This is a genomic window from Actinosynnema sp. NPDC059797 (genome assembly GCF_042732085.1).
Taxonomy (GTDB): Bacteria; Actinomycetota; Actinomycetes; order Mycobacteriales; family Pseudonocardiaceae; genus Actinosynnema.
The window spans coordinates 1-11,979 of the sequence record NZ_JBHWIE010000227.1; the positions used below are offsets into that span (position 1 = coordinate 1).

Consider the following 11,979-nt stretch of genomic DNA (forward strand, 5'->3'; position numbering starts at 1 on the left):
GGTCGCGGAGTTGCGGACCCACCTGCGCGACCACCTGGACGGGTTCGACCTGCCCGGCCGGATCGTCGTCACGACCACTCCCACGACCAGCCCTGACAGGCCTTGACCAGGAGGAGGAACCATGGACCCGCTCGCCGAGGCCGCACTGGCAGGCGCAGGACCCGAGGAGCTGAGCCGCATCCCGGTGCCCGAGGAGTACCCGGCGGTGCACCTGAGGGTCGAGGACGTCGACATGTTCGGTGACCAGACCCAGGACGAGCGCGACGTGCGCAAGTCGATGCACCTGGGCCGGGTGCCGATGCCGGAGCTGGCGCCCGACGAGGTGCTCATCGCGGTCATGTCCAGCGCGATGAACTACAACACCGTGTGGTCGGCGATGTTCCTGCCCATCCCCACGTTCGCGTTCCTGCGCCACTTCGGCAAGCAGGGCGGCTGGGCCGCGCGGCACGACCAGCCGCACCACGTCCTCGGCTCGGACGCGGCGGGCGTGGTCGTGCGGGTCGGCTCGGGCGTGCGGCGCTGGAAGGTCGGCGACCACGTCGTGGTGTCGGCGTCCTACGTGGACGACCAGGACCCGGCCACGCACAGCGACGGGATGCTCGACGCCGACCAGCGCGCGTGGGGCTTCGAGACGAACTTCGGCTCGCTGGCGCACTACGCGGTGGCCCGCGCGAACCAGCTGCTGCCCAAGCCCGGCCACCTGACGTGGGAGGAGGCCGCGTCGAACCTGCTGTGCGGCGGCACCGCCTACCGGATGCTGGTCAGCCACCGGGGCGCGCAGATCAAGCAGGGCGACGTCGTGCTGATCTGGGGCGCTACCGGCGGTCTCGGCGCGTACGCGGCGCAGCTCGTGCGCAACGGCGGCGGCATCCCGATCGGCATCGTCGGCGACGAGTCCAAGGTCGAGCCGGCCCGCGCCCTGGGCTGCGAGGTCGTGTTCAACCGGCAGGAGATCGGGCTCGGCGGCTCGGCCGACCCGGTGGAGGCGGGCAAGCGGCTGGGCCGGGCGATCCGGGGCGCGGTGGGCGAGGACCCGCACGTGGTGTTCGAGCACGTCGGGCGCGCCACGTTCGGCATCTCGGTGTTCGTCGTCCGGCGCGGCGGCGTCGTGGTGACCTGCGGTTCGAGCACCGGCTACCGGCACGAGTACGACAACCGCTACCTGTGGATGAAGCTCAAGCGCGTCATCGGCAGCCACGGCGCGAACCTGCAGGAGATGGCCGAGTTCAACCGGCTGGTCGCGCTGGGCCGGGTGCACTCGGCGCTCAACGAGGTGTTCCCGCTGGAGGAGAGCGCGGAGGCGGCCCGCCTGGTGCAGACCAACCGCCACGTCGGCAAGATCGCGGTGCTCGGGCTCGCCCCGCACGCCGGTCTCGGCGTCACCGACCCGGAGCTGCGGGCGCGGATCGGGGAGACCGCGGTCGCCCCGCTGCGGACCGTCGCGACCGCGCGGGGCTGACCGGACATGCCCGTGCCGCCGCGCCTAACGGCGCAACCACATCCCCGCACCGGAGTCGTGCGGGCTGATCTTCACGGTCGGGGCGGGGCGGTTCGCCCACTCGGCCGCGAGGATCTCCTTGAGGGCGGCGCGGCGGCGCTCGGCATCCATCCGGTCGATGAACAGCACGCCGTCGAGGTGGTCGGTCTCGTGCTGCAGGCAGCGCGCCATGTAGCCGGATCCGACGATCTGGAGCGGGTCGCCGTGCGCGGTGTACCCCTTGGCGACGACGTTGAGCCGGCGCTTGGTGTCGAAGTACAGGCCGGGCATGGAGAGGCAGCCCTCGGGACCGTCCTGCTCCTCCTCGTCGGGGAAGCTGAGCGTCGGGTTGACCAGGTGGCCCTTGGTCCCCTCGACGTTGTAGACGAACACGCGCCTGCTGATCCCCAGCTGCGGCGCGGCCAGCCCGGCGCCCCGCTGGTCGTCCAGCGTGTCGTGCAGGTCGCGGATGAGGCGGCGCAGTTCCTTGTCGAAGTCGGTGACCTGGGCGGCGGGCTGGGTCAGCACGGGGTCGCCGAACAGGCGCACGGGCAGCACGGTCATGGCGTCGAGGGTAGGGCTGTTGACGCGGAGTTTGCAAACTCCTACTGTTTGCAAAGTGGACGAGTCGAGGCGGGACGAGCACCCGGTGCGCGAGGCACTGCTGGAGCTGTTGCGCACGCGCGCCGAGTTGACCTCGGCGCAGGCCGCGCGCGAACTGGGCGGCAACACCGGGCTCTACTCGTTCCACCTCCGCAAGCTGGCCGAACAGGGCCTGGTCGAGGACGTCCCGGGTGTGACCGGGCGGGCCAGGCCGTGGCGGCTGGCGCGCGGTGCGGGACAGGGGGACCGCAAGGCTCCCCGACCGCGGCCGGCCGCCGAACGCCCGGCGCACCCCGACCTCGGCGGGCTCAACCGCGCGCTGGAGGACGAGAGCTACCAGCGCTGGCTGGACCGGCGCGACCGGGTGCCCGCGCACTGGCGGCAGGACGAGGCGTTCAGCCAGGTCGTCTACCTCACCCCCGAGGAGATGGCCGGGCTGGGCGACGCGGTGCGGTCGCTGATCGCCCTGTTCCGCCACCGGGAGGACGACCCCGAGGCACGTCCGGCCGGCTCCGCGCCGGTCGCGGTCGTGGCGCGGCTCTTCCCGATGCTCGACCCGGGGTCCGCCGAGGAAGCCGGCCCCCGGCACGACTGAACTGCTCCCGGCGGCCTGCTCGGGTCCGACCGGGCGGGCCGCCCCCGTCCGTTCGACCCCTGCTACCCGATGAGGGAGTCCGAGTCATGTCTACCCCCGCGGCCCCGGTTGTGGGCACGCGCCGGCGCATCGCCCTGTTCACGGTGTTCGCCACGTCCCTGATCGCGATGCTCGACCTGACCATCAGCGCGGTCGCCTTACCGGTCATCCGCACCGATCTGTCGGCATCGCTGACCAGCCTCCAGTGGATGTTCGACGCCTACACCCTGGCGTTCGCCGGACTGGTGCTGACCGGCGGCGCGGTCAGCGACCGCCTCGGGCACCGCACCGGCCTGCTGGCCAGCACCACCCTGTTCATCGTCGGCTCCGCGGTCTGCGGCCTGGCGGACAACGCCGGCGTGCTCATCGCCGGCCGCGCGCTCCAGGGCGTCGGCGCCGCCATGCTGGTGCCCGCCGCCATGGCGCTGATCTCGCTGCTCGCCGGCGGTGACGCCGCGCGCGCCAAGCTCCTGGGCATCTGGAGCGCGCTCAGCGGCGCGGCCATCGCCTTCGGCCCGGTGGCCGGCGGCTGGCTCGTCGCCACCTTCGACTGGCGCATCCTGTTCCAGATCAACGTGCCGCTGGGCATCGCCGCGATCGTGCTGGTCGTGTTCACCGTGGACAGCATCGCCCCGGGCGAGGGCCGGAAGCTCGACTTCCCCGGCCTGCTGCTGGGCTCGCTGACCGCGCTCGCGCTGGCCTACGGCATCATCGAGGGCGTCGTCATCGGCTTCACCTCGCCGGTCATCCTCGCCTCGTTCGCGGTCGCCGCGCTGGCGCTGGTCGCGTTCATCGTCGTGGAGCGCCGCAGCGAGAACGCGATGATGCCGCTGTCGCTGTTCTCGATCAAGCCGTTCACCGCGTCCACGATCGTCGCGTTCGTGCTCGGCTTCGGCCTGTCCTCGTCGTTCTTCTTCCTGTCGCAGCTGCTCCAGCAGGCCTTCGGGTACAGCCCGTTCGAGGCGGGCCTCGGGTTCCTGCCCGCCGCCCTCATGCTGGTGCTCGCCGCCCCGATCGCGGGCAAGCTCATGGCCAAGTTCGGCGCGGCGCAGATCGTGGCCGCGGGCCTGGCCATCGGCGGCGTCGGCCTGGCCGCGCTGTGGTTCACCGACGCGGACACCGGCTACGGCGGCATCTGGTGGGCCGTCGCGCTGATCGGCATCGGCTGGGGCATGACCCTGCCGCCGGTCAACACGGTGGCGCTGGGCGCCGTGCCGCCGGAGCGGGCGGGCACCGCGTCCGGCACGGTCGAGACCGGCCTCCAGTTCGGCACCGTGGTGGGCATCGCCGCCATCGGCGCCGCCCAGGTCTCCACCTTCCTCGACGAACTGCGGGAGCGGCTCGCCGCGCAGCCGCTGGGCGACCAGCTCGGCCGCGTCACCGAGCAGCTCTCCGAGGGCCGCGTGCCCGGTGACGCCCCGGTCGCCGCGGACGTGCTGACCGGGATCGCCCAGGCGGCCTCGGCGAGCGGCCTGAACGTCGCGTTCCTCGTCGCCGGCGTGGTGACGATCGCGGCGATCGCACCGACCCTGTGGGGCATGCCCCGCAAGGCCTTCGGGGACCCCGCCGCCGCGCCCGCGGCCGACGGGCCCACTGCCGGGGCGGCGGCCGAGACCGACGCGTCGGCGCCACGTCAAACCTGATTTCGAGCACTGGGGGGCAGATGGCAGCACAGCCGGTCGTCACCGCGTTCTGGCGGCAGGCGTCCGACCACCCGAGGCGGATCGCGGTCCGGGAGGGCGGAGTCGAGGTCACCTACGGCGAGCTGGCGGCGCGGGCGGGTCGGTTGGCCGGCCTGCTCCGCCGTCGCGGCACGGGGCCCGAGGACGTCGTCGCGGTGCGCCTGCCGCGGGGCGCGGACCAGGTCGCCGCGGTGCTGGGCATCGCCCTGGCGGGCGCGGCCTACCTGCCGATGGACCCGGCGCACCCGCACGGCCGCGCCGCGGCCGTGCTGCGGCTCGCCGGGCCCGACGTCCCCCTGGTCACCTCGCCCGACGAGGCGGAGCGGTGGCGCGCGGACGGGGTCGAGGTGCTCGACCCCGCCGTGCTCCACCCCACCGCGCCCGACCCCGGTGGGGCCGACGAGCCGTTCGACGGGCCGGGCGAGTACCCGCCGGACCGGTTGGCGTACGTCATCTACACCTCCGGCTCCACGGGTGAGCCCAAGGGCGTGATGATCGACCACCACGCCCTCGCCGTGTTCGCCGGCTCCCAGGTCGAGGCGCACGACCTGGGGCCCGGCGACCGGGTCGCCATGGTGGCGTCGCCGGGCTTCGACGCCGCCGTCTTCGACACCTGGCCCGCGCTGACCGCGGGCGCGACGATCACGGTCGCGGACACCCCGACCGTGCTCACCACCGAGCTGCTGCGCGACTGGATGGTCGCGGAGCGGGTCAAGACCCTCTTCCTGACCGTGGCCATCGGCACGCCGCTGCTGAGCGCCACCTGGCCCGCCGACGCGGCGCTGCGCACCCTCATGGTGGGCGGCGAGCGCCTCACCGCCCGGCCGACGCCGGGCCAGCCGTTCCGGGTGGTCAACATCTACGGGCCCACCGAGGCCACGGTGTTCACCACCGGCGGCCTGGTCACCCCCCACGGCGACGGCCTGCCGCCGATCGGCGGGCCCGTGGCGCGGGCCGAGCTGCGCGTCCTCGACGCCGAGCGGCGACCGGTGCCGGCGGGCGAGGTCGGCGAGCTGCACATCGGCGGTCCGGGCGTGGCCCGCGGGTACTTCCGCAGGCCGGACCTCACCGCCGAGCGGTTCACCACCGACGAGGACGGCGTGCGGTGGTACCGCACCGGCGACCTGGTGCGGCTGCGGCCGGACGGCGAGTACGACTTCGTCGGCCGCACCGACGACCAGGTCAAGATCCGCGGCAACCGGATCGAGCCGGACGAGCTGCGCGCGGTGGTCGAGACCCACCCGGACGTCGTCGCCGCGCACGTCTCGGTGCGCCACAAGGAAACCCCCGACGCCCACCTGGTCGCCTACGTGGTGACCGCGTCGGGCGGCGACGCGCCCGCCGACCTCCAGGACCACCTCAAGGAGCGGCTGCCCGCGTTCATGCTGCCCCGGCACGTGGTCGCGCTGCCCGCGCTGCCGCTGTCGGCCAACGGCAAGGTCGACCGCGCGGCGCTGCCCGAGCCGGCCGCGCCGGCGACCGCGGCGACCGCCGGCGGGCTGGACGACGTGGAGGCCGCCGTCGTGGGCGTGTGGCGCCAGGTGCTGTCCCTGGACGCGATCGGCCGCGACGACAGCTTCTTCGACCTCGGCGGCCACTCGCTGCTGCTGGCGGACGTGCACCGGCGGCTGACCGGTGAGCTGGGGTACGCGGTGGAGCTGGTGGAGCTGTTCGAGCACCACACCGTGCGCGGCCTGGCCGACCGGCTGCGCCGCGGCGCGGGCGGCGGGGCGGGCGAGGAGCGGGCCGAGCCCGCCGAGCTGGCCTCGGCGTCGTTCCGCAGCAGCGGCCGGGACCGGCTGCGCAGGCTGCGGGCGCAGAGGCGGGGAACCACGAACGCGGGAGCGGAAGGGGCACAGCGGTGAGCGCCGCACACGAGACCGGCCACGACGCGGGGCACGACCACAGCGGGCACGACGACAGCGGGTTCGGTGACAGCGGATTCGCTGACACGGGGTTCGGGGACGCCGGGTTGGAGGACGCCGGCTACCAGATCGCCGTGATCGGCATGGCGGGCCGCTTCCCCGGCGCGCCGGACGTGGACGCGCTGTGGCGCAACGTGCTCGCCGGCGTCGACTCGGTCACCAGGACCGTGGACGAGGAGGGCCGGACCGGCGGGTACGGCGTGCTGGAGGGCGCGGAGGGCTTCGACGCCGGGTTCTTCGGCTTCACCCCGCGCGAAGCCCTGATCACCGACCCGCAGCACCGCGTGTTCCTGGAGGTCGCGCACCACGCGCTGGAGGACGCGGGCTGCGACCCGGCCGCGTACAGCGGCGCGATCGGCCTGTTCGCGGGCGGTGGCACCACCGGCTACCTGGCGGCGCTGCAGGCGGCCCGCGCCGAGCTGCCCATGGTCGACGCCTGGCAGCTGCGCATGGCGACCGCGCCCGACTTCCTCACCACCCGCGTGGCGCACAAGCTCGGGCTGCGCGGCCCGGTGTGCACGGTGCAGAGCGCCTGCTCCACGTCGCTGGTGGCCATCCACATGGCCGCGCAGGCGCTGCTGGCGGGCGACTGCGACATCGCCCTCGCGGGCGGCGCCACCGTGCACGTGCCGCCCCCGGCCGGGACCTACGTCGAGGGCGGCATCCTCGCCGCGGACGGGCACACCCGGGCGTTCGACGCCGGCGCCACCGGCACCGTCGGCGGCAGCGGCGCGGCGCTGGTCGTGCTCAAGCCGCTGGCCGACGCGCTGGCCGACGGCGACCGCGTGCACGCCGTGCTGCGCGGCACGGGCGTGGCCAACGACGGCGGCGACAAGATCGGCTTCACCGCGCCGGGCGTCGCGGGCCAGGTCCGGGCGATCCGGGCGGCGCTGGACTCCGCCGAGGTCGACGCGGGCTCGGTGGGCTACGTCGAGGCGCACGGCACCGGCACCCCGCTCGGCGACCCGATCGAGGTGCTGGCGCTGACCAGGGCGTTCCGCGCCGACACCGACCGCACCGGGTTCTGCGGGCTGGGCTCGCTGAAGACCAACATCGGGCACACCGACGCGGCGGCCGGCGTGGCGAGCTTCATCAAGGCCGTGCTGGCGGTGCGCGACGGCGTGCTGCCGCCGAGCCTGCACTTCACCACGCCCAACCCGCAGATCGACTTCGCCTCGTCGCCGTTCGCGGTGCAGGCCGAGGCGCGCCCGTGGCCGGCGGGCGGTCCGCGCCGGGCCGGCGTCAACGCCCTGGGCATCGGCGGCACGAACGCCCACGCGGTGGTCGAGCAGCCGCCCGCGGTCGCCGCGCCGCCCGCGCCGTCGCGGCCGGGCCACCTCGTGGTGCTGTCCGCCCGCACGCCCGCCGCGCTGGACGAGCTGGCCCTGCGCACCGCGGACCGGCTCGACGCGGCCGAGCGGGCCGGCGAGGACCTGGCGGACGTGGCGTGGACCTCGCAGGCGGGCAGGCGGGCGTTGCCGCACCGCCGGTTCGTCGTCGCGGAGTCCGCCGCCGAGGCGGCGCGCGTGCTGCGCTCGGGCGAGCACGACCGCGTGGTGCCGTCCACCGCGAAGGCGGAGGACAAGCCCGTGGTGTTCACCTTCCCGGGCCAGGGCGGGCAGCACGTCGGCATGGCCGCCCAGCTGCACCACCACGAGCCCGTGTTCCGGGAGGCCTTCGACGAGTGCGCCCGGCACAGCGGCCTGGACCTGGCCTCGGTCCTGCGGCCCGACCCGGCCGGGCGGGACGCGGCGGTCGCCTCGCTGGAGACCATCAGGTTCGGCCAGCCCGCGGTCTTCGCGGTCGAGTACGCGCTGGCCAAGCTGTGGGAGAGCTGGGGCGTGCGGCCGGCCCGGGTCGTCGGGCACAGCCTCGGCGCGTTCGCCGCGGCGTGCGTGGCCGGGGTGATGGCGGTCGACGAGGCCGCCGCGCTGGTCGCCGAGCGCGGCCGGCTGCTCCAGGGCCTGCCCGAGGGGCGCATGGCGGCCGTGCGGCTGCCCGAGGAGCGGGTCCGGGAGCTGCTGCCCACCGGGCTCGACATCGGCGCGGTCAACGGCCCCGACCAGTGCACCGTGACCGGGCCCGCCGAGCTGGTCGAGCGGTTCGCCGAGCAGTTGCGCGAGCGGGAGTTCGACGCCAGGGTGCTGCGCATCGCGACCGCCGGCCACTCGTCGCTGGTGGACCCGATCACCGACCGGTTCCGCGAGCTGGTGGCGGGCATCCGGCTGTCGCCGCCGACCACGCCGATCGTGTCCGACTCCACCGGCCTGCCGCTGACCGACGCCGAGGCGTGCGACCCGGACTACTGGACCGCGCACCTGCGCCGCCCGGTCCGGTTCGGCGACGCGCTGGAGGTGCTGCTGGCCGACCGGGACTCGGTGCTGCTGGAGGTCGGTCCGGGCACCACGCTCACCGCCCTGGCCCGCAGGCACCCCGCCTGGTCGGCGCGGCACGTGGCGGTGAACTCGCTGCCGCACGCGGCCGAGGGGACGCCCGACCGGCTCAGCGCGCTGACCGCCGCCGGGCGGCTGTGGTCGGCCGGGGTCGCGGTGGACTTCCCGAGCCTGCACGACGTGCCGCGCCGCCGCGTCGCCCTGCCGCTCTACCCGTTCGAGCACACGGCGTTCCTGGTCGAGCCGGCGCCGGTCCGCGCCGACGAGCCCGCCGCGCGCGTCCGGATCGGGCAGGCGACGGCCGAGGCCGCCGTGACGACCGAGGCCGCCGCGACGACCGGGGCGGTGGCCGCGGCCGCCGACGAGGACCCGGTGCGGGCCGAGGTGGTGGCCGCGTTCCGCGACCTGCTCGGCCTGCCCGAGATCGACCCCCACGACGGCTTCTTCGACCTGGGCGGCGACTCGCTGCTGGCCACCCAGCTGGCGAAGTGGCTGCGCGAGAGGTTCGAGGTCCCGGTGTCGGCCAAGGAGGTCTTCACCGCGCCCACCCCGACCCAGCTCGCCGCGCTGCTGCGCGGCCGGATGACCGCGGACAGCGCCGCGGGAGGGAACTCATGACTCCGAAGTGGACGGTGCGCCGCCTGGCCAGGCCCGACGCGGCGCTGAGGCTCTACGCGTTCCCGCACAGCGGCGGCTCACCGGGCGAGTTCGTCCGGTGGGCCGACGCGCTGCCCGAGGTCGAGGTGTTCGGGGTGCAACTGCCCGGCCACGGCTCGCGCATCGCCGAGGAACCGCTGTCCTCCATGGCGGAGGTGGTGTCCGCGATCGTCGACAACGTGGCCTTCGGGCCGCCGTTCGCGTTCTTCGGGCACAGCCTGGGCGCGCTGGTCGCGCACGAGGTGGCGCTGGAGCTGCGGGAGCGGGGGAGGCCGATGCCCGAGCTGCTGGTGGTGTCGGCGATCCCCGCGCCCCACCTCGGCCCGCGCCGCGCGCCCGTGCACCACCTGCCCGACCAGGAGCTGGTCTCGTTCATCGACGGGTCCTACGGCGGCGGCATCGCGAGCGTGGCGGGCGACCCGGACCTGCTGGCCGCGGTGCTGCCCGCCTACCGGGCGGACTTCAAGGTCTACGAGACCTACCGCTACGAGACCCGGCCGCCGCTGGACGTGCCGCTGCGCGTGTTCGGCGGTCGGGACGACGACATCACCGAGGACCGCCTCGCCGCCTGGGCGCGGCACACCACCGCGGGGTGCGAGGTTACCGTGCTGCCCGGCGGTCACTTCTACCTGCGGGACGCGCCCGGCCGCGAGGAGGTGTTGTCGTTCCTGCGGACGAGCGCGTCCCGGGTCGCTACGCCGTGACGCGCCTCCGGTCGCCGGAGAACGTCTCGCGCACCCAGTCCACGATGGCGTCGACGGGCGTGCCCGGGGTGAACACCTCGGCCACGCCCGCCGCCCGCAGGACGGGGATGTCCTCCTCCGGGATGATCCCGCCGCCGAACACCACGACGTCCGAGGCGCCCTCCCGCGCGAGCAGCTCGACCACGCGGGGGAACAGGACGAGGTGAGCGCCCGACAGGACCGACAGGCCGATGCCGTCGGCGTCCTCCTGCACCGCCGTGCGCACGATCTGCTCGGCGGTGACGTGCAGGCCGGTGTAGATGACCTCGACCCCGGCGTCGCGCAACGCCCGCGCCACCACCTTCGCCCCCCGGTCGTGCCCGTCCAGACCGGGCTTGCCGATGACCACACGTATCATGAAGATCCCCGTTCCCGTTGACGCGCAACGTTTTCAGGCTACCCGACACCGGCCGCGAGAACACCGCGTCTTGCTCGTCAGAGGAGATGCGCACATGGCCGATCGCCCGATCACCTCGTGGACCGTCCGCGAGCTGGCCGACGCGGTGGCGTCGGGCACGCTGTCGCCCGTCGAGCTGGCCGAGGCGTTCCTGGAGCGCGCCGAGCGGTCCGAGCCCGTCGTGCGCGCGTTCGCCCACCTGGACCCGGAACTCGTGCGGAGGCAGGCGAAGCAGGCCGCCGACGAGGTGGCGGCCGGCCGCCGGCGCGGCCCGCTGCACGGCGTGCCGGTCGGGGTGAAGGACATCGTGGACACCGCGGACATGCCGACCAGGTACGGCTCGCCGGTGTGGCCCGACGTCCACCCCGTGCGGGACGCGGCGGTGGTGCGCCGGTTGCGCGAGGCGGGCGCGGTGGTCTTCGGCAAGAACACCACCCAGGAGTTCGCCGTGGGCATCGCGTGCGCGCCGACCGCCAACCCGTGGGACCCGAACCGGGTGGCCGGCGGTTCCAGCGGCGGGTCGGCGGCGGCCGTGGCGGCGCGCGAGTGCGCCGCGTCGGTCGGTTCGGACACCGGCGGCTCGATCCGCATCCCGGCGGCGTTCTGCGGCGTGGTCGGCCTGCGCCCGACCGGGGACCAGGTGCCGCACGACGGAGTGTGGCCCGCGTCGCCGACCCTGGACCGGGTGGGCCCGATCGCGCGGACCGCCGACGACACCGAGCTGCTGTTCCGCTGCCTCGCGGGCCTCCCGTCCACTTCGGACTTCCGGGCGCTCGACCTGGCGGGCGTCCGGATCGGCGTGCTGACCGACTGGCTGGCCGAGTCGGACGACGAGGTGCGGGACGTGGTGGCCGAGGCGATCGGCCTGCTCGAACGCGCGGGCGCGCGACTGGTCGAGGTGACCGCGCCCGCGCGGGACCTCGTCGGCCTCGCCTACGGCGGCGTGGCGCTGCGCGAGGTGGCTGAGGGCCACCGGGCCAACGCCGCCCGCGGCCTGCTGGACCACAACCCCGCCATCCTCGGCGCGGTCGCCGCGGGCAACGGCATGGACCAGCGGACGCTCGCGGCGGCGCGGAACGCGGTGGGGGAGATCGGCCGCGCCTGGGACGCGCTGCTCGCCGGGCACGGGCTGCGGCTGCTCGTCTCGCCGACCGTGCCGTTCACCGCGTGCGCGCCGGCGGAACTGCCGCCGCTGGAGATGCGGGCGGGCAGCCTGACCATCCCGCTGAGCCTGTCCGGCCTGCCGGCGGTGAGCCAGCCGGCGGGTTTCGCGAACGGGCTGCCGGTGGGGCTGCAGTGGGTCGGCCCGCGCGGCTCGGATTTGGACCTCCTCGCGGCGGCCCGCGCGTACGAGGAGCTGACGGACTGGCACACCGCGGAACCCCCGGAGCGCTGACGGGCGCGCGGAACCGGGGGGGGGGGGGGGACGCCACCCCCCCCCACCCCCGCGGGCTCGGGAGGCCGCCGC

9 protein-coding genes are annotated in these 11,979 nt (G+C 75.1%); 7 read left to right on the forward strand and 2 right to left on the reverse strand.

All coding sequences use genetic code 11. The features are described from left to right. Positions 1–121 precede the first annotated feature (121 nt). Positions 122–1,459 (forward strand): crotonyl-CoA carboxylase/reductase, encoded by a 1,338-nt coding sequence (gene ccrA / locus ACFV4N_RS31785; protein ID WP_499676328.1) that lies wholly within the window; start codon positions 122–124, stop codon positions 1,457–1,459. Positions 1,460–1,483: 24 nt separating this feature from the next. On the opposite strand, the gene def is transcribed toward ccrA, so the two are convergent. After that, positions 1,484–2,041 carry a peptide deformylase gene (gene def, locus ACFV4N_RS31790; protein WP_499676329.1) on the reverse strand — a complete coding sequence of 186 codons (558 nt, stop codon included), beginning with the start codon at positions 2,039–2,041 and terminating at the stop codon, positions 1,484–1,486. Between the two features lie 55 nt (positions 2,042–2,096). On the opposite strand from def, the gene ACFV4N_RS31795 reads away from it, so the two are divergent. From ACFV4N_RS31795 to ACFV4N_RS31815, 5 genes are all read left to right on the forward strand, one after another. Then, on the forward strand, positions 2,097–2,675 hold the full coding sequence (locus tag ACFV4N_RS31795) for a helix-turn-helix domain-containing protein (RefSeq protein ID WP_499676330.1): 579 nt from the start codon (positions 2,097–2,099) through the stop codon (positions 2,673–2,675). A gap of 86 nt (positions 2,676–2,761) precedes the next feature. Next, entirely contained in the window at positions 2,762–4,357 is a 1,596-nt protein-coding gene (locus tag ACFV4N_RS31800) for a DHA2 family efflux MFS transporter permease subunit (RefSeq protein WP_499676331.1), read from the forward strand. Between the two features lie 20 nt (positions 4,358–4,377). Then, positions 4,378–6,261, forward strand: coding sequence for a non-ribosomal peptide synthetase (locus tag ACFV4N_RS31805; RefSeq protein WP_499676332.1), 1,884 nt, complete (start codon positions 4,378–4,380; stop codon positions 6,259–6,261). Next, the gene (locus tag ACFV4N_RS31810) at positions 6,258–9,332 is read left to right on the forward strand and encodes a type I polyketide synthase (protein WP_499676333.1); all 3,075 of its coding nucleotides are present in this window, start codon (positions 6,258–6,260) and stop codon (positions 9,330–9,332) included. Before ACFV4N_RS31805 ends, ACFV4N_RS31810 begins: the two co-directional genes overlap by 4 nt. Next, positions 9,329–10,075, forward strand: coding sequence for a thioesterase II family protein (locus tag ACFV4N_RS31815; protein ID WP_499676334.1), 747 nt, complete (start codon positions 9,329–9,331; stop codon positions 10,073–10,075). The genes ACFV4N_RS31810 and ACFV4N_RS31815 overlap by 4 nt, the downstream gene beginning before the upstream one ends. Here ACFV4N_RS31815 and ACFV4N_RS31820 read toward each other — a convergent pair. Further along, the gene (locus tag ACFV4N_RS31820) at positions 10,065–10,472 is read right to left on the reverse strand and encodes a cobalamin B12-binding domain-containing protein (RefSeq protein ID WP_499676335.1); all 408 of its coding nucleotides are present in this window, start codon (positions 10,470–10,472) and stop codon (positions 10,065–10,067) included. The two genes, ACFV4N_RS31815 and ACFV4N_RS31820, sit on opposite strands and share 11 nt — an antisense overlap. Before the next feature lie 94 nt (positions 10,473–10,566). Between ACFV4N_RS31820 and ACFV4N_RS31825 the strand changes: the two genes are divergently transcribed. Further along, entirely contained in the window at positions 10,567–11,907 is a 1,341-nt protein-coding gene (locus tag ACFV4N_RS31825) for an amidase (protein ID WP_499676336.1), read from the forward strand. Positions 11,908–11,979: the final 72 nt, after the last annotated feature.

Bases quoted from the DNA above. Each gene is read 5' to 3' on its own strand.
- def (WP_499676329.1), bottom strand. From the start codon at position 2,041: ATGACCGTGCTGCCCGTGCGCCTGTTCGGCGACCCCGTGCTGACCCAG.
- ACFV4N_RS31800 (WP_499676331.1), top strand. From the start codon at position 2,762: ATGTCTACCCCCGCGGCCCCGGTTGTGGGCACGCGCCGGCGCATCGCC.
- ccrA (WP_499676328.1), top strand. From the start codon at position 122: ATGGACCCGCTCGCCGAGGCCGCACTGGCAGGCGCAGGACCCGAGGAG.
- ACFV4N_RS31815 (WP_499676334.1), top strand. From the start codon at position 9,329: ATGACTCCGAAGTGGACGGTGCGCCGCCTGGCCAGGCCCGACGCGGCG.
- ACFV4N_RS31825 (WP_499676336.1), top strand. From the start codon at position 10,567: ATGGCCGATCGCCCGATCACCTCGTGGACCGTCCGCGAGCTGGCCGAC.
- ACFV4N_RS31820 (WP_499676335.1), bottom strand. From the start codon at position 10,472: ATGATACGTGTGGTCATCGGCAAGCCCGGTCTGGACGGGCACGACCGG.
- ACFV4N_RS31805 (WP_499676332.1), top strand. From the start codon at position 4,378: ATGGCAGCACAGCCGGTCGTCACCGCGTTCTGGCGGCAGGCGTCCGAC.